15 protein-coding genes and 1 other RNA gene are annotated in these 17,602 nt (G+C 62.9%); 9 read left to right on the top strand and 7 right to left on the bottom strand.

All coding sequences use genetic code 11. The features are described from left to right. The first annotated feature begins 133 nt into the window (after nt 1-133). The 4 genes from D9V28_RS04160 to rnpB all read left to right on the top strand — a co-directional run bounded on the left by D9V28_RS04160 (nt 134) and on the right by rnpB (nt 2,993). The gene (locus tag D9V28_RS04160; RefSeq protein ID WP_121658399.1) at nt 134-916 is read left to right on the top strand and encodes an aggregation-promoting factor C-terminal-like domain-containing protein; all 783 of its coding nucleotides are present in this window, start codon (nt 134-136) and stop codon (nt 914-916) included. Nucleotides 917-981: 65 nt separating this feature from the next. Beyond that, nucleotides 982-1,800, top strand: a complete 819-nt coding sequence (locus D9V28_RS04165) for a Nif3-like dinuclear metal center hexameric protein (protein ID WP_121658400.1) — start codon at nt 982-984, stop codon at nt 1,798-1,800. A gap of 47 nt (nt 1,801-1,847) precedes the next feature. Then, entirely contained in the window at nt 1,848-2,585 is a 738-nt protein-coding gene (locus D9V28_RS04170) for a zinc ribbon domain-containing protein (protein WP_147440907.1), read from the top strand. Between the two features lie 44 nt (nt 2,586-2,629). Continuing rightward, nucleotides 2,630-2,993, top strand: an RNA gene (gene rnpB / locus D9V28_RS04175) — RNase P RNA component class A. Between the two features lie 7 nt (nt 2,994-3,000). On the opposite strand, the gene ppgK is transcribed toward rnpB, so the two are convergent. After that, nucleotides 3,001-3,771 (bottom strand): polyphosphate--glucose phosphotransferase, encoded by a 771-nt coding sequence (ppgK, locus tag D9V28_RS04180; RefSeq protein WP_121658402.1) that lies wholly within the window; start codon nt 3,769-3,771, stop codon nt 3,001-3,003. Further along, a complete protein-coding gene (gene map, locus D9V28_RS04185; RefSeq protein ID WP_121658403.1) occupies nt 3,768-4,649 on the bottom strand; it encodes a type I methionyl aminopeptidase in 882 nt (293 codons plus the stop codon). Before map ends, ppgK begins: the two co-directional genes overlap by 4 nt. A 35-nt stretch (nt 4,650-4,684) precedes the next feature. Between map and D9V28_RS04190 the strand changes: the two genes are divergently transcribed. Then, nucleotides 4,685-4,873 (top strand): SPOR domain-containing protein, encoded by a 189-nt coding sequence (locus D9V28_RS04190; protein WP_308472395.1) that lies wholly within the window; start codon nt 4,685-4,687, stop codon nt 4,871-4,873. A gap of 7 nt (nt 4,874-4,880) precedes the next feature. Here the strand turns inward: D9V28_RS04190 and panB are convergent, their stop codons facing one another. Beyond that, nucleotides 4,881-5,714 (bottom strand): 3-methyl-2-oxobutanoate hydroxymethyltransferase, encoded by an 834-nt coding sequence (gene panB, locus D9V28_RS04195; RefSeq protein WP_121658404.1) that lies wholly within the window; start codon nt 5,712-5,714, stop codon nt 4,881-4,883. 105 nt (nt 5,715-5,819) lie between these two features. Between panB and D9V28_RS04200 the strand changes: the two genes are divergently transcribed. Both D9V28_RS04200 and D9V28_RS04205 read left to right on the top strand, forming a co-directional pair. Continuing rightward, on the top strand, nt 5,820-7,175 hold the full coding sequence (locus D9V28_RS04200; RefSeq protein WP_121658405.1) for a glutamine synthetase family protein: 1,356 nt from the start codon (nt 5,820-5,822) through the stop codon (nt 7,173-7,175). A 23-nt stretch (nt 7,176-7,198) separates the two neighbouring features. Beyond that, on the top strand, nt 7,199-10,192 hold the full coding sequence (locus D9V28_RS04205; RefSeq protein ID WP_121658406.1) for a bifunctional [glutamine synthetase] adenylyltransferase/[glutamine synthetase]-adenylyl-L-tyrosine phosphorylase: 2,994 nt from the start codon (nt 7,199-7,201) through the stop codon (nt 10,190-10,192). Between the two features lie 87 nt (nt 10,193-10,279). On the opposite strand, the gene glnA is transcribed toward D9V28_RS04205, so the two are convergent. Then, nucleotides 10,280-11,704: a type I glutamate--ammonia ligase gene (gene glnA, locus D9V28_RS04210; protein WP_121658407.1), complete on the bottom strand. Its 1,425-nt coding sequence runs from the start codon at nt 11,702-11,704 to the stop codon at nt 10,280-10,282. Between the two features lie 139 nt (nt 11,705-11,843). On the opposite strand from glnA, the gene D9V28_RS04215 reads away from it, so the two are divergent. Next, entirely contained in the window at nt 11,844-12,272 is a 429-nt protein-coding gene (locus tag D9V28_RS04215) for an RDD family protein (protein WP_121658408.1), read from the top strand. Between the two features lie 21 nt (nt 12,273-12,293). Here the strand turns inward: D9V28_RS04215 and D9V28_RS04220 are convergent, their stop codons facing one another. Next, a complete protein-coding gene (locus D9V28_RS04220; protein ID WP_121658409.1) occupies nt 12,294-13,004 on the bottom strand; it encodes a DUF4191 domain-containing protein in 711 nt (236 codons plus the stop codon). Between the two features lie 162 nt (nt 13,005-13,166). Between D9V28_RS04220 and D9V28_RS04225 the strand changes: the two genes are divergently transcribed. Next, the gene (locus tag D9V28_RS04225) at nt 13,167-14,666 is read left to right on the top strand and encodes a serine/threonine-protein kinase (RefSeq protein WP_121658410.1); all 1,500 of its coding nucleotides are present in this window, start codon (nt 13,167-13,169) and stop codon (nt 14,664-14,666) included. Nucleotides 14,667-14,675: 9 nt separating this feature from the next. Here D9V28_RS04225 and sucB read toward each other — a convergent pair whose 3' ends face one another. Together sucB and lpdA are read right to left on the bottom strand one after the other, a co-directional pair. Next, on the bottom strand, nt 14,676-16,121 hold the full coding sequence (gene sucB, locus D9V28_RS04230; RefSeq protein WP_121658411.1) for a 2-oxoglutarate dehydrogenase, E2 component, dihydrolipoamide succinyltransferase: 1,446 nt from the start codon (nt 16,119-16,121) through the stop codon (nt 14,676-14,678). 72 nt (nt 16,122-16,193) lie between these two features. Beyond that, complete coding sequence (gene lpdA, locus D9V28_RS04235; protein ID WP_121658412.1) at nt 16,194-17,567, bottom strand: dihydrolipoyl dehydrogenase; 1,374 nt, start codon at nt 17,565-17,567, stop codon at nt 16,194-16,196. Nucleotides 17,568-17,602 lie beyond the last annotated feature (35 nt).

Raw genomic sequence — 17,602 nt, forward strand, 5'->3', positions numbered from 1 at the left:
CCGCAGAGCGCGCAGCCTTATTGGCGCCCGTTTGCCACGACCCGGCCGCCGTTCCTCTTTATGAGCACGGCAGAGCTGTGTCCAGGCTCACGCCACGTGCGAACTGACGCGCGCCGGCACAATCCCGGAAATCATGCTCATACTCAAACGATTCACCCGCGCCCAAATTCTCATCGCAGCGGTCGTCGTCCTCGGCGTCGCCATCGCATCGTTCCTCACAATCCAGGCGAATGTTGCCAGGGTTCAGTCGATCGCGACAGGCGAACAGATAGAGGGATCGAAAACCCAGCTCGCCACCGCCCTCAACGCGACAGCCGATACCGTTTCTGAGGCCCGAGCGAACCAGCAGGCCGAAGCCGTTCTGGCCGAAGCGAACCAGGTTATTGTTGCTGTGCAGGAGAAGGTAGACACCACTCCTCTCGCCGCGAGTGTCGCGTCGCTGGCCTCATACGCGAGCCATGATGGCGACACCGTACTGGCCCTCGCTGCGTCGACACAGCAGACGGCAGCCGAAACTCAGGCAGCAGCAGTCGAAGCCGATCGTCTGGCCGCTGAAGCTGCCGCGGCAGCCGCTGCGGCGGCGGCAGAGGCGCAACGAGTAGCTAACACGCCTGACGGCGCCCGCGCTACAGCACGTGCTCTCGCCCAGTCCTCCTACGGCTGGGGCGAAGCTCAGTTCTCCTGCCTGGACAAGCTCTGGCAGAAAGAGTCCGGCTGGTCGTACACGGCACGCAACGCATCGAGCGGCGCGACAGGAATTCCGCAGTCTCTCCCCGGGAGCAAAATGGCCTCGGCTGGCAGTGACTGGGCGACCAACGCATCCACCCAGGTGAAGTGGGGTCTCGACTACATCCAGCGCGCATACGGGTCCCCGTGTTCCGCCTGGTCCCACTCCCAGTCGGTGAACTGGTACTAAGCCACACCAGGCAACTCGGCACAGGGCCGGCCCAGGAAGCACCACGCTTTCTGTAGGCTGGCCCTGTGCCATATTCACTTCGCGAGGTCTCCGACGTCATCGAATCGCTGTGGCCCATCGCCGGAGCCGAAGGCTGGGATGCCTCAGGCTTAATTGCTGGCCACCCCGACGATTCCGTCTCCCGTGTGCTGCTCGCGGTCGACGCGGTCGCAGACACCGCAAGTGAAGCTCTCGACATCGGTGCCGACCTTCTCCTGGTGCACCACCCGCTTTTGCTTCGCGGCGTGACGACCGTCGCGGCCGATCGGTATAAGGGGTCGATTCTGACCCGGTTGATTCGCGGCAACTGCGCGCTTCTGGCCGCGCACACCAACGCCGACGTGGTGAGCGACGGAACCTCAGGTGTCCTGGCCACGCTGCTCGGCCTCACCAACATCACTCCTCTCGTTCCTTCCGCCGACGGCGAAACCGGCATCGGCAGGGCCGGCCGGCTACCCGAGCCGCGAACGCTTGGTCATCTGGCGCACTCGCTGGCCAAGATTCTCCCGGCGACCGCGACAGGCATTCGTGTCTCCGGCGACTACGACAGCATCATTGAGTCGGTGGCGTTGTGCGGTGGTGCGGGTGATTCTCTGTTATCGACGGATGCCGTCACTCGCGCAGACGTGTATGTCACGAGCGATCTTCGGCACCATCCCGCCTCGGAAGCCCGAGAGCAGGCGGGTCTGGGTCACGGCCCAGCTCTGATCGATGTGTCGCACTGGGCAAGCGAATGGCTCTGGCTCGATGTCGCCGCCGCTCAGCTGCGTGAACGACTTCCGGATCTGACCGTTCAGGTGAGCGACATCCGCACAGACCCCTGGGACTTCGTCGTCACGCAGTGACGATCCCTTCCTATAACTCCAAACTCGAAAACCACAAGGGAACCGACGTGAAATCTAGCCTCGCCGAGCAGAAGAAACTGCTTGAACTGCACACCATCGATTCCGGGCTCGCCCGCGTCGCCCATCGCGAGAAGAGCCTGCCCGAGATCGCTGAACACGTCGCGGTCTCCAAGGAACGCACCGAACTCAGCGCGCGCCTGGCCGCGGACCTCGGTGAGCTCGAGGACGCGAAGACCGAGCTTGGCCGGCTGGAGTCCGACGCCGGAGTCGTTGACGCACGAATCGCGCGTGACACCGAGCGCGTGAACCACAGCTCGAGTGTGAAAGACGTCACAGCGCTCGAGTCTGAGCTCGAATCGCTGTACCGCCGCAAGACGAACCTCGAAGATATGGAACTTGTGGTGATGGAACGGGTCGAGATCGCCGAAGCACAGCTTTCGGCGACTCGCGACCTCGACAATGACCTGGCTGAGAAGCTGCAGGATATTGCGAACCGGCGCAAGGCTGCCCTCGACGAACTGGCGCAGGAACATGCCACTCTGAGCGCACAGCGTGGGCTGCTTGAGGACTCGGTCGCGAAGGACCTGTTGTCCCTCTACGAGAAGCTGCGTGCCAAGACCGGAACCGGCGCTGCCCTGTTCCAGGCGGGAACCTGCGGCGCCTGCACCATGTCATTGACCGGAAACGAACTCGCGAAAGTGCGTGCCGCCGAGATCGACGAGGTGCTCGAGTGCCCCGAATGCGGCGCCATCATGGTGCGCACCGAAGAGTCAGGGCTCTGGTAATCGAACTCTGAGCCGTTCGCCGACGGGTAAGCTCGAACTGTGAATGGGTCGGCAAGACGGCCGCGTCGCCAGCAATGGCGCCGAGGAACGTCCGGGCTCCAAAGAGCAGGGTGGTGGGTAACACCCACCCGGGGTAACCCGCGAGACAGTGCAACAGAAAGTAGACCGCCAGGCGCGAAAGCGTTTGGTAAGGGTGAAACGGTGGTGTAAGAGACCACCAGCGGCCGGGGTGACCCGGCCGGCTCGGTAAACCTCGCCCGGAGCAAGGTCAGACAGAGGACTATGGGGCTGCTCGTCCCGTCCTCGGGTGGGCCGCTAGAAGGCTGCGGCAACGTAGCCTCGAGAGAGATGGTCGTCCAGGGTGTGAAAGCACCTGAACAGAACCCGGCGTATCAGCCGGCCCATTCACCCGCACTCAGCTCAGCGGTGGGATCGTGCGCACGGCGAGTGACGCTGCGCCGAGGATACCGGCGTTGTTGCGGTGAACAGCAGGAACGATCGGCGTGGTGAGCGTGAGCCGCGGCAGGAACTGCTCATGGTGTTTCGAGACGCCTCCTCCGACGACAAACAGGTCGGGGGAGAAGTACATCTCGAGCCGTGAATAGTAGGTCTGCAGCCGCTTGGACCAGTCTTTCCACGACAGCCCCTCGCGCTCACGAGCCGCATTCGATGCGCGCGTTTCCGCGTCGACACCATCGATCTCGATGTGCCCGAACTCAGCATTCGGGACGAGGACACCGTTGTGCAGAATTGCTGTGCCGATACCGGTGCCGAGGGTCGTCATCAGAGCAACACCCTCGATTCCCTTCGCAGCGCCGAACTGCGCTTCTGCGTAACCGGCAGCATCCGCATCGTTCACAAATGTGATGTCCCGCTTGAGAGTTTCTTCGAAAAGAGCCTCGGCCTCGAGGCCGATCCACTCCTTCGAGATGTTCGCTGCCGACAGGGTGACGCCGTGCTTGACCACGGCGGGGAAGCAAACGCCGACCGGAATGTCGGGGTGGGGAAGGCCCAGCCGGTCGATGAGTTGCGCGGTGACCTCGAGGATGCCCTCAGGGGACCCGCCGGCCGGTGTGGGCACCTTGATGCGCTCGGTCACGAGTGTGCCGGTTGCCAGGTCGACAATGGCGCCTTTGATTCCGGTTCCGCCGATGTCGATTCCGACGGCGGTTGTGGTGCTCGTCATGCCGTTGCTCCTGATGGCAGGGTGAGGATGTCAGCGCCGGACTCGGTGACGACGAGGGTGTGCTCAAACTGCGCGGTCATGCTCTTGTCTTTGGTGGTCACTGTCCAGTCGTCTGCCCACATGTCCCACTCGTGGGTTCCGAGGGTGAGCATGGGCTCGATGGTGAACACCATGCCGACCTCCATCACCGTGTCGTACTGGGGAGCCGAGTCGTAGTGCGGGATGATCAGGCCGGAGTGGAACGCCCGGCCGACGCCGTGCCCGGTGAAGTCGCGGATGACGCCGTAGCCGAAGCGTTTGGCATATGACTCGATGGCTCGGCCGATTACGTTGACCTGGCGGCCAGGTGCGACGGCTTTCATGCCGCGTCGCAGGGCTTCTTCGGTGCGCTCGACCAGGAGTCGCACCTCATCCCGGGCCTCGCCTGCGATGAAGGTACGGTTGCTGTCGCCGTGGACCCCATCGACGAACGCCGTGATGTCGATGTTGACGATATCGCCGTCCTCGAGCACGGTGTCGTCGGGGATGCCGTGGCAGACGACCTCGTTGACCGAGCTACAGAGCGACTTCGCGAACCCGCGGTAGCCGAGTGTGGATGGATACGCGTCGTTCTCGATGAGATAGCGATGCCCGATCTCGTCAAGCTGGTCAGTTGTGACGCCAGGCCTGACGTTCTCGCCAACGAGAGCGATGGCATCCGCTGCAATTCGTCCTGCCCTGCGAATTCGTTCGACGTCCTCCGCCGAGTAGACGTCAGTTCCGGTGTACTTTGCCGGGGCTTTCTTGCCGACATACTCTGGACGGGAAATACGCGGGGGAACCTGGCGCTCGGGGGAGCGGACGCCGGGAATCAGATGGCCGTTCATGTCCTTGGGCATAGGATCAAGCTTAGCGATCCAGAGAGGGGCACCTCGTGGCCGAAGATCCGTCGAAGCAATACTGGTACAACATGAAGACCGGGCAGGTTGAACGCGGCTATCAGTCGCCGTCCGTCGACCGTGCAGGTCCGTTTGCGACCGAGGCCGAAGCGACACACGCGCTCGACAAGATGCGGGCGAACAGTCGCAAGTGGGCCGAGGAAGAGGAAGCCGACGACCGCTGAGGCTGGCCTAGTGGTAGCTGTACTCGTCACCCGGGTAGACGCCGTCAGCAACCTCGGTGCGGAACGTGGATACGGCATCGGTGAGGGCACCGCGCAGGTCAGCGTACTTCTTCACGAATGAGGGTATGCGACCGGTGGTGAGGCCGGCGAAGTCGGTCCACACGAGCAGCTGACCTGACACGTGCGGTCCGGCGCCGACACCGATGGTCGGGATGTCCAGTTCGGCCGTGACCCGCTCAGCCGCTTCGGCCGGGACCATTTCAAGGACGACGGCGAACGCACCGGCGTCCTGAACGGCACGCGCGTCGCGCATCAGCTGGTCGAACGCGTCGCCGCGACCCTGGATGATGTGCCCGCCGAGGCCGTGCTCGCTCTGGGGGGTGAAGCCAATGTGTCCCATCACCGGAATGCCTGCCGAGACGATGCGGCGGATCTGGTCGTGGCTGCGTTCCCCGCCTTCGAGCTTCACAGCCTGTGCCCCGGTCTCTTTCATAAAGCGCAGCGCGGTCTTGAGCGCTTCTTCCGGACCGTTTTCATATGAGCCGAACGGCATGTCAGCGACGACCAGAGCGCGCTTGGCCGCGCCAGCGACCGCGCGAGTGAGTGGGATGAGCTCGTCGATCGTGACCGGAAGTGTTGTGTCGTACCCGAGCACCGTGTTGCCGGCCGAGTCGCCGACGAGCAGGAAATCGATGCCGGCCTCGTCGAAGATTGTCGCGGTGAGCATGTCGTAGCTGGTGAGGCCGGTGATCTTGATGCCCTGCTCTTTGGCACGCTGGAAGTGGCGGGTGCGCACCCGGGCGGGGCTGGTCGACGGTGCTGGCTTCATAGACTCGCTCATGACCGTCAGTCTAGCTACCGGGATTATGGTCCAGCCTGCCTGCGTCGAGGTGTGGGAACGGATAGCCTATGAGGGCAGCCAGCGCGGAACAGCTAAGGGGAGTGAATGGACAAGCAGCGTGACTTCGTTCTTCGTACTATCGAGGAGCGGGGAGTCAAGTTCGTTCGACTGTGGTTCACCGACGTCGTCGGCACACTCAAGTCAGTTGCTATCGCCCCGGCTGAGGTCGAGGGAGCCTTCGCTGAAGGGCTCGGCTTCGACGGTTCAGCCATTGAAGGCCTGAGTCGTTCATACGAGTCCGACCTGCTTGCTGTGCCTGACCCCACCACGTTCCAACTGCTTCCATGGCGCGGCGAGATCGACCCGACCGCACGGATGTTCTGCGACATCACCACGCCCGACGGGCTCCCAGCCGTCTCGGACCCCCGCAACGTTCTCAAGCGCACACTCGCCAAGGCCGCCGACCGCGGGTTCACGTTCTACACCCACCCTGAGATCGAGTTCTACCTGCTCAAGTCAGCCAAGCTCGGCAAAGAAGGGCCAGTCCCAGTCGACTCGGCCGGCTACTTCGACAACGTCCCCGGTGGCACTGCCCATGACTTCCGTCGCCGGTCGGTCCGGATGCTCGAAGATCTTGGTATTTCGGTCGAGTTCAGCCACCACGAGGCTGGCCCTGGCCAGAACGAGATCGACCTGCGCTATGCGGACGCCCTGACCACGGCTGACAACATCATGACGTTCCGCACGGTCATCAAAGAGGTGGCGATCGAGCAGGGCGTCTACGCCACGTTCATGCCGAAACCCCTCTCGGACCAGCCGGGCTCGGGCATGCACACGCACATGTCGCTCTTCGAAGGTGACAGCAACGCATTCTATGAGGCAGGTGCGCAGTACCAGCTCTCCCGCGTCGGCCGTCAGTTCATCGCTGGCTTGCTGCAGCACGCTCCTGAAATCACCGCCGTCACCAACCAGTTCGTGAACTCGTACAAGCGTCTGTGGGGAACTGTCGGCCGCAACGGACTGGCCGAGGCACCGAGCTTTGTCACGTGGGGACACAACAACCGTTCCGCACTCGTCAGGGTTCCCCTGTACAAGCCGAACAAGGGCGGGAGCGCGCGTGTCGAATACCGCGCTATCGACTCAGCAGCCAACCCGTACCTGGCGTACTCGTTGCTCCTGGCCGCCGGGCTCAAGGGCATCGAAGAAGGATACGAGTTGCCGCCCGAAGCTGAGGACAACGTCTGGAGTCTCAGCGACTCCGAACGTCGCGCGCTTGGTTACTCGGCGCTCCCTGCCAGCCTCGACCACGCCACGCAGCTGATGGAAGAGTCCGAGCTCGTTGCCGAGACACTCGGAGAGCAGGTGTTCAACTATGTCCTCGCCAACAAACGGCAGGAGTGGCAGGAGTACCGCGCCCAGGTGACGCCGTACGAACTCGAGAAGAACATCGAAATCCTCTAACGATGCGACGGTAGCGACACCGAATGCGACGCGACCAGACAACGCTGAGCGAACTCGCTCGGCTCGGTTTCTCCGGGCTGAGCGGTGTTCGCGCGCTCCTGGACGAGCTCGACACCACTGTGGCAGTTGATCGTGAACTACTGCTTCCCCTGTTCGGACGGGCAGCGGACCCCGACCAGGCGCTGACCAGCCTCGTGCGTCTCGGGCGTTCACACCCCGTGCAGGTGAGCGAGCTGCTGACCAGCGCCGGGCGCACCAAAACTTTGGTCCGGATCCTCGGCGCGTCAAGCGGACTTGCTGACTTTCTCCACCGCCACCCCGACGAATTGTTACGGCTCCCTGATCGGCCTCGCCGACTGCCGACCCGTGAAGAGTTGGTCGACAGCCTGCTCGATTCTGTCGGAGCCGTGGATGGCTTCGCCGAACACACCGAGGAAGATGGTTGGCTGCGCCTCCGGGTGCGATACCGCCGTTGGCTCGCGCGCATCGCAGCGCACGACTTGCGAACAGACGATCCAGTCGCCGCGTTTGACGATGTTGCCCTTGCGCTGTCGGATGCCGCGGCTGCGGCATTCGAAGCATCGATCGCTGTCGCTCGGACCCAAATCACCCAGCCGGGTAACGGGCCAATGGTGTTCAGTGAAGATGAGGTGCGTGCGACCCGGTTCGCGGTCATCGGAATGGGTAAGGCAGGCGCGGGCGAACTCAACTACGTCAGTGACGTCGATGTGATCTTCGTCGCCGCGGGTAACGAGAGCGCGGGGCTTTCGAACCCCCGCGCCATCGACGTTGCCACGCGACTGGCCATGCTCTCCATGCGGGGCCTCGGCCAGGCGGGCATCGAGCCCGAGTTGTGGGAAGTTGATCCGAACCTCCGTCCGGAAGGCAAGCAGGGCGCGCTCGTCCGCACGCTCGATTCGCATCTCGCTTACTACGAACGTTGGGCGAAGAGCTGGGAATTCCAGGCGCTGCTCAAAGCTCGGCCGTTCGCGGGTGACCTGGAGTTGGGTGGAGAGTACGTCGACGCTGTGGCGCCCCTCGTATGGTCGAGCGCTTCCCGGGAGAACTTCGTGGACTCCGTCCAGCGGATGCGCGAGCGCGTGACTGAGAATATCCCCGCTGACGAGGTGCACTATCAACTCAAGCTTGGCCCTGGCGGGTTGAGAGACATTGAGTTCACCGTTCAATTGCTCCAGCTCGTCCACGGGGCCGTCGACGAGCAGGTGCGCCAACGAAGCACGCTCGGCGCGCTCGAGGCATTGAGCGCAAACAGCTACATCGGGAGGGAAGAGGCTAACGCCTTCGCCGCCGATTACCGACTGCTTCGGGTTCTTGAGCACCGGTTACAGCTGGGCAGCCTTCGCCGCACGCACCTCATGCCGCAAGACAAGGATGAACTGCGTGTGCTGGCCAGGGCGTCCACCCTGGCCCCTAACGCCGATGCGCTCGTCACACTGTGGGAAAGCACCAAGCATGAAGTGCGCAGCCTCCACGAGCGCTTGTTCTATCGTCCCCTTCTCGCAGCGGTCGCTGCGCTCCCGGAGGAGGAGGTTGCGCTCAGCCCCGCACAGGCCGAAGCGCGCCTCGCCGCGATTGGCTTCCGTGACCCGAAGGGCGCGCTTTCCCATATCGCCGCGCTCACCACCGGTGTGTCTCGGCGGGCGACCATCCAGCGGCACCTCCTGCCGGTCATGCTTCGCTGGCTGGCGGATGGTGCCGACCCTGACTATGGGCTCATTGCGTTTCGCCGACTGAGCGAATCGCTTGGCGGCACTCACTGGTTCCTGCGGACATTGCGCGACTCATCCGGCGTTGCGGAGCGCCTCACCCGAGTGCTTTCCGGATCCCGCTTCATCGGTGAGCTGCTCGACCACATCCCCGAAGCCGCCGCCTGGCTCGCCGACGACAGTGACCTGCACAGTCGGTCGCTCAGCGCGATCGAAGATGAGATGCGGGCTATCCTCGCGCGTCACGACACCGATGCCGCGGCCGCACAGGCCATTCGTCGGGTGCGGCGTCGAGAGATTCTCCGGCTTGCGCTCGGCGGCGTCCTCGACGTGATCGAACTGCCCGAGCTGAGCAGGGGATTGACCGACATCACGACAGCGACGATCCGTGGTTTGCTTCGGTTGATCCGCCGTACCGAAGGCCTCGGCGAAAACGACCTCGAGTTCGCTGTGATTGGCATGGGGCGTTACGGTGGAGCAGAGTTGGGCTTCGGGTCCGATGCCGATGTGATGTACGTGTACCGGTCAACGGCCCTGGATAAGGAACAGACGCACAAGGCCGCGAACCGGATCGTCTCCGAGCTCAACCGCCTGAGCGAAGACCATCGCCTACCGCTCGACCTCGACGTGGACCTTCGGCCCGAAGGGAAGAACGGCCCAGTCACGAGGTCCCTTGATTCCTACCGCGCGTATTACAGCCGGTGGTCGCTAGCCTGGGAGGCGCAGGCTCTTCTCCGCGCGCAGGGCGTCGCGGGGGACTCAGCCCTCATCGCCGATTTCGAAGAACTCGCTGATGCGATTCGTTACCCGGCGGAGATCTCTGAAGCAGCGGTACGCGAGGTCAAGCGAATCAAAGCGCGAGTGGAGAACGAACGGCTACCGCAGGGTGCCGACCCGTCACGTCACGTGAAGCTGGGACGCGGCTCGCTGAGCGATGTCGAGTGGTTCGTCCAGCTGCTTCAGCTTGAGAACGGAGCGGGAATCCCTGGTCTTCGCACACCAAGCACTCTGGGCGCGTTGCAGGTCGCTGTCGAGAACAACCTCGTTTCGGCCGATAACGCGGAACTCCTGCGAGCAGCCTGGATCTTCGCATCCCGGCTACGCTCGGCGATGACACTCTGGTTGAACAAAACCACTGACGTGTTGCCGAGCGACAGGATGCAGCTTGACGGTATCGCGCGCGTGCTGGCGTACCCGTCCGGCTCGGCCGCCCGCCTCGAGGAGGATTACCTCGCAGTGACCAGGCGGTCACGCAGGGTGTTCGAGAAGCAGTTCTACGGAACCCCTTAGCCCTTATGCCCCGGCATGGATCGCTGGTCGTTCCAGTAACGACAACGGGCCGCACCCCGAAGGGTGCGGCCCGTTTCATCTACCGGCTTAGACGCCGTAGTAGAGCTCAAACTCGAACGGGTGCGGTCGCTGTGCGAGCGGCTTGATCTCGTGCTCGCGCTTGAAATCGATCCAGGTCTCAATCAGTTCGCGCGTGAACACGTTGCCCTGAAGCAGGAACTCGTGGTCAGCCTCGAGAGCCTGGAGGGCTCCTTCGAGCGTCGACGGGACCTGGGGGATGCTCTTCGCTTCTTCCGGAGGAAGCTCGTAAAGGTCCTTATCAACGGGCTCGTGCGGTTCGATACGGTTCTTAATTCCGTCGAGGCCTGCCATCAGCTGAGCAGCAAACGCAAGGTAGGGGTTACCCGACGCATCCGGCGCGCGGAACTCGATGCGCTTCGCCTTGGGGTTCGTGCCTGTGATCGGGATTCGGATGGATGCTGAACGGTTACCAGCCGAGTAAACGAGGTTCACAGGTGCTTCGAAGCCGGGAACGAGGCGGTGGTAGCTGTTCACCGTCGGGTTCGTGAACGCGAGAACAGCCGGAGCGTGCTTGAGCAGGCCACCGATGTACCAGCGGGCGATGTCCGACAGTCCGCCGTAGCCGGCTTCGTCGTAGAACAACGGGGTTCCACCGTTCCACAGTGACTGGTGGACGTGCATGCCCGAGCCGTTGTCACCGAACAGGGGCTTAGGCATGAACGTGGCAGTTTTGCCCCACTGCTGGGCCGTGTTCTTGACGATGTACTTGAACTTGAGAATGTCGTCTGCCGAGTGCACCATGGTGTCGAAGCGGTAGTTGATCTCACCCTGGCCGGCGGTGCCGACTTCGTGGTGGCTACGTTCGAGGATGAGCCCGGAGTCGGCGAGCTTGATGCAGATGTCGTCGCGAAGGTCAGCGTGCTGGTCAACCGGGCTAACCGGGAAGTAGCCGCCCTTGTACGGGGTCTTGTTCGCGAGGTTTCCGCCTGGCTCTTCGCGCCCCGAGTTCCAGGCTCCTTCGCTCGAGTCGACCGAGTAGAAGCTGGAGTGCTGGTTGATCTCGTACCGGACATCGTCAAAGATGTAGAACTCTGCCTCTGGGGCAAAGAACGCCGTGTCGGCGATACCGGTGGATGCGAGGTACTTTTCCGCCTTCTTGGCGACCTGGCGCGGGTCCTTCGAGTAGATCTCACCGTTACGCGGGTTGTAGATATCGAAAACGATGATGAGTGTGCGCTCGATACGGAACGGGTCGATGTACGCGGTCGTCACATCAGGAATCAGCTGCATGTCCGATTCGTGGATGTTCGCGAATCCCCGGATCGACGATCCGTCGAACAGCTGCCCGACCGTGAAGAATTCCTCGTCGACTGTCGATGCCGGGATGTTGAAGTGCTGCTGTACACCGGGGAGATCGGTGAAGCGGATGTCGACGAACTTGACGTCGGTGTCCTTGATGAACTTAAGCACCTCGGATGAATCGCTGAACATATGGAGAACTCCAATAGAAGGTTGATACCGAGAAGGCTGCAAGATGCAACCTCTTTGAAGGGTATGCACCCGGGATTACCCGACCGTGACACCCATGTTTCTGGCATGTTACACGTGTCACCGCCCGTAAGATTTAACAATGCCTGCGAATACCCGACCTTCAGCATCATCCGGCGACGTCGCTCCGAGCCTATTTCCTGGCGAACGACTGGGGCTACCGGAGTCGGGTCAGCACAGCGTCGCGCGCGCAGGTCGGCGCATCGGAGCACTGGTACTGGACTGGATAGTCGCCATGCTGGTGTCTGGGATGTTCTTTGGCGGTGAGGCGTGGGCGAACACCGCCATCTTCGCTCTGATGCAGATAGTCTTCTTGCCGACACTCGGTGGAAGCATCGGCCACCGTATCTTCGGCCTCCGACTCATCCGTATCACCGGCGGTTGGGCCGGGGTCTGGCGTCCTCTTGTTCGGACAGCCCTGCTCATCATTGTTCTTCCGGCGCTGGTTTGGGATTCAGATCAGCGCGGTTTCCACGACAAAGTTGCCGGAACGGTTCTCATCCGCGCCTGAGCGTGGGCCCGCTTTCGCGGTTTACCGCGCGCGCTGAGGCTTGACCTTGAAGGGGTCAACGCCCTTTGGAATCGGCAGCCCGCTCGTGCTCAGGGAAGACAAACGGTTCATGATGGCCAGAACTTCGGGCTTGGTGAGCGTCGATTTGACCTTGCGCACCGATTTCGTCAGCTTGTACAGCGGGATCGAGTCTTCGTCCGGACCGACGAAAAGAACCGTGACAGGAACATTCGGCAGAACGCGCTTCACCTTGCGTTTTTCGTCTTCAACGAGACGCGATGAACGGGAACGTGGTCCTTCTCCGACGAGAACGACTCCGCCGCGGCCAACCGCTCGGTAGACAGCATCCTGAGTCTTCGCGTTCGCGTTGACAGGCATCTCGCTTCCCTGCCAGCCGCGGGGGAGTGAACTGCGGAACACAGCGCCGACGGCGCCAGGCTGGCCGGCGATCTGGCTGTATGCGGCCTTTTCGGCCTTCCTGCCGAGAATAATCATGGCAACGAGGATGCCAGTGAGCACGCCGGCAATGATCCAGAGCACCATGCCGAAAACGCTGCCACCCGAGATGAGGATGGCGAGAACGACGGAGACGGCGATGCTTCCGAGGAACCCGAGAAGAATCCACCAGACTGCGGTCTTGTCGTAGCGGCGGGTCATCTGGAACACCTGCCATATTTGCTTCAAACGGCCTGGTTCCTTCGCAGCCTTAGCTGGCTTCTCTTTGCGTGCCATACCGTCAAGGATACCGGCATTCTGGTTCGCCGGATGTGCCGTAGGGAGCTCACAGAGCAAACTCGCAAGCCGATTCCTGAACAGCGCCTTCACGTGCGTTGCCAGTCCACGAAGCTCTAACATTCAGTCGGCAGTCGGAGACTTCATTGCGAAGATCGAGACATGACGCGCAACAACCGATCCATTGGGAGTAACGCGAATGAGCCGAGCACCCGTGAGGGCGTGACGGCGTCCCCGGTAAGCGAGGTGTGCGGTTACCGGCTCATTCGAGTGCTCCAGCGCGAAGCTGACCGTACGACGTGGCTCGCCACCACAGCGCCTGGTGCGAGCGGCCGGGCAAACGCTCCTGAGGAACGACCCGTCGCCCTCACACGGTTCGAACACGCTCCGCACGAGGCCCAGATTCCTGGCGCTGCGCTCTCGCTGACCTCGCCGCATTTGCAGTGTGCCCTCGACGTGGCCACCGACGACGCCGGTCACCTGGTGGTGATCGCCGAGCGGACCGAAGCGACGCTTGCCGACCTTCTGGGGATACGCCAACGGATGCCGCTCGGCGAGATCATCACCGTCGTCGCGCCGGTGGCGTCGGCGCTTCACACGCTCCACGAGGCTGGCTTCGCCCACGGCGGGCTCTCTCCGGCGGTTGTTGGCTTCACCTCAGAAGGCAGGCCACTCCTTGTGCTGATTGACGCGCCAGCTGTTGCGACGGAGCGGGACGCGACGGTCGCCGAACTGAGGAGACAGGACATCGCTGCACTGAGGAGAATGTTGGCTCATTTGTTCGAGCGATGCGACGAGGGAGGGAACGAACCTGTGGCGTCGTTGCTACGTTGGTTCGATCGAGTCGCGACGCTCAAAGCGGATGATGCGTTCTTCGCGCAGCTGGACCTCAGGCTGTTTGCGCTTGCGAACCCGCTTCCCATCTCGTTCGCGCCGGACCCGCCGGAATTGAGGGTTCCAGGGAGTGACCCCAAATCGTTGATCGGTTCGGTGAACCGGGAAGACCCGGCCGCTGGCCGTCAGCGCCACGCCCCCGGCTGGCTGGCGGGTCTCTTCGACAGCACCGGGCTCGGGGCCCTCGCCGAGATCACCGACACCTCCTCGCTTTCGCGAAAGCTCGCTGCCCACGCGACAGGTTTGGGCGGATGGTTCTCGCGTGTCCTTCGGGGACGCGCCACAATGCTCGTCGTTGCGACCGGAGTGGCGGTCGCCGTCGTTTGGGGCGGGCTCGTCGTCCTGCCCGATACCGAAGATGCGGTGGGCGCGAACGACGGTTCAACAGAGCGGCGATCGCTGCCCGAGCTGACAATGACCGAGAAAGAAAAGGCGGCGGTGGAAGCGGACGAACCGCTGGCCGCGCTGACCGCTCTTCTCGCCCTGCGCTCCCGGTGCCTTGCCACGGGAAGCCTGAACTGCATCTCGCTGTTCGCTGAGCCGGGATCAGCGGCAGAGGCCACCGATGAGCACGCACTCAGCACGAAGGGTGAGCCGCTCATCGCTGGTCCGATCGCCGCGGAAGAGACGGCGCTGCTCCAGCACACCGGGCACGCTGCGCTCTTCCGAGTGCATCCGGCCGGGGACAAAGAAAGCCAGCCGGTGCTCGTCCTCGTGATGAAGACGAACGCCGGCTGGCGGGTGCGGGACCTTGCGGTGCCCGGGTGACTTTCTGGACTAGATGCCGAGGTCAGCCTCGAACGCGCCCGCCTCAAGACGGTTCTTGACCGCAACGAGGTAACCAGCGGCATCCGCACCATCAACAATGCGGTGATCGTATGACAGGGCGAGGTAAACCATGGAACGAATCGCGATGGCCTCCTGGCCGGCTGCCTTCACAACAACCGGACGCTTCACGACGATGCCGGTTCCGAGGATGGCCGACTGCGGCAGGAACACGACGGGGGTGTCGAAGAGCGCTCCACGTGAACCGGTGTTGGTCACCGTGAAGGTGCCACCGGACAGTTCGTCCGGCTTCAGCTTGTTCGCGCGGGTGCGGTCAGCGAGATCTGCGATCTGTGCTGCCGTGTCGGCGATGTTGAGGTCGGTTGCGTTGCGCACCACAGGGGTGAGCAGGCCGCGCTCGGTCTCAACGGCGATCGAGACGTTCTCGTGGTCGGGGTAGACGATCGAGTCACCATCGATGGTGGCGTTGATCACGGGGTATGCGGTCAGCGCTTCGGCAGCTGCCTTGACGAAGAACGGCAGGAACGACAGCTTGTTGCCGGTCTTGGCAAGGAAGTCGGCCTTTACCTTGTCGCGAAGCGTCGCGATGTTGGTGACGTCAACCTCGATCACCGTGGTCAGCTGGGCAGACGTCTGCATCGACTGGACGGCGCGCTCAGCGACGACCTTACGAAGACGAGACATCGGCTTCGTGGTTCCGCGCAGCGGTGAAATCTCGAGCGGGGCTGCCTTGGCGGGAGCCGAAGAAGCGGATGCTGCCTGACCGGCCTGCAGGACGTCTTCCTTGCGGATGCGCCCACCGACACCGGTACCGGTGACCGTGGAGAGGTCAACACCCTGCTGGTTGGCGAGGCGACGCACGAGCGGCGTGACGTATCCGCCGCCGAGCGACTCTCCACCTGCCGGTGCTGCCGGTGCTGCTGGTGCTGCTGCCGGTGCTGCTGGCTGTGCGGCCGGTGCTGGGGCAGCAGGAGCCGCCGGTGCCGGCGCGGGCGCCTGAGCGGCCGGAGCGGGCTCCGGGGCTGCGGGTGCCGGAGGTGCCGGTGCATCAGCCGGGGCTTCTGCGGGTGCAGCTTCGGCTTCCTCAGGAACCTCGGTCGACGGCTGAACCGACGGCGACTCCGCTTCCTGTGCTTCTGCCGCTGGTTCTTCCGACTCGGTCTCAGCGGCAGGTGCGGCGTCGTCGGCCGGTGCGGAAGAACCGTCACCGATCTTGACGAGAGCCGTACCGACCTCTACCGTTTCGTCTTCCTGCACGAGGATCTCTTCGATCACTCCGGCGATGGGCGACGGGATTTCGGTGTCGACCTTGTCGGTCGATACCTCGAGTAGAGGTTCGTCGACCTCTACTCGGTCTCCGACGTTCTTCAGCCAGCGGGTGACCGTACCCTCGGTGACACTCTCACCGAGTGCCGGAAGGCTTACGGATTCTGACATGACCTTGTCTCCTTTGAAACCAATTCTTGCTGTATTGAGCTTAGTGACGAACGCGCCCGCGGCGGGCGAGAACTAAAGTGCGTGCAGTGGCTTTCCGGCGAGGGCGAGGAACGCTTCGCCGAGTGCTTCGCTCTGCGTGGGGTGCGCGTGGATCAGAGGAGCGAGGTCCTCCGGGTACGCTTCCCAGTTCACCGCGAGCTGGCCTTCGGTGATGAGTTCTCCGACGCGGGCACCGATCATGTGCACACCGACAACTGGACCGTCGATCACACGAACGACCTTGACGTTTCCGGTGGTTCCGATGATCTCGCTCTTGCCATTTCCGGCCAGGTTGAAGTCGTATGCCTTGATCTTGTCGGCGCCGTACTGCTCGGCGGCTTTGGCCTCACTCAGGCCGACGGAGGCAACTTCGGGGTCACAGTAGGTGACCTTGGGGATGTTCACGTCGGGGATGAGCACTGGCTTGAGCCCAGCGATCTCCTCGACAGCGAAGATGCCCTGCTGGAATCCGCGGTGTGCAAGCTGAAGTCCGGGGACGATGTCGCCGACGGCGTACAGCCCGGGGATGTTGGTCTCGAGGCGCTCGTTCGTGAGAACGAAGCCGCGGTCCATGTTGACGCCGACCTCTTCGTAGCCGAGGTTGGCGGTCGACGGTCCGCGTCCGACAGCAACGAGGAGGAGTTCCGCCTCAATGGTGGTGCCGTTCTCCAAAGTGACAACGACGCCGGTCTCGTCCTGGGTGACCGACTGGAACCGGATTCCGAGGGAGTAGTTGATGCCGCGCTTGCGGAATGCGCGCTCGAGTCCCTTGCTGATGGCCTCGTCCTCATTGGGAACGAGGTGGGGGAGAGCTTCGATAATCGTGACGTCGGAGCCGAAGGACTTCCAGACGCTCGCGAACTCGACACCGATAACGCCGCCACCGAGGACAGCAACCTTCTTCGGCACGAAGTCGAGTGCCAGAGCCTGCTCGCTCGTGATCACACGGCCGCCAATGTCGAGGCCGGGAAGCGAACGGCTGTATGAGCCGGTGGCAAGGATGACGTTCTTGCCAGTGACCGTGGTGTCGCCCACCTGCACGGTCGTCGGGGAGGTCAGTCGACCTTCACCCTCGATGACCGTGATGCCGCGAGCCTTGATCAGGCCCTGAAGTCCCTTGTACTTCTTGGCAACGATGCCTTCGCGGTACGACGTGACACCGGCGATGTCGATGCTGTCGAACGTCGCGTTGACACCGTACTTCGACGACTCGCGTGAGACGTCGGCGACTTCTGCGGAGTGCAGAAGGGCCTTTGTTGGGATACAGCCGCGGTGGAGGCAGGTGCCACCGAGCTTGTCCTTCTCTACAAGTCCGACGGTGAATCCGAGTTCGCTCGCGCGCAATGCGGCTGCGTAACCACCACTTCCACCACCGAGAATGACGATGTCAAAATTCTGCTCCGACACTGAGTTACTCCCTCGTGCATCTGGGTTCATGCGTA

Origin of the sequence: Mycetocola zhadangensis, assembly GCF_003668565.1 — a bacterium.
Taxonomy (GTDB): domain Bacteria; phylum Actinomycetota; class Actinomycetes; order Actinomycetales; family Microbacteriaceae; genus Mycetocola_A; species Mycetocola_A zhadangensis.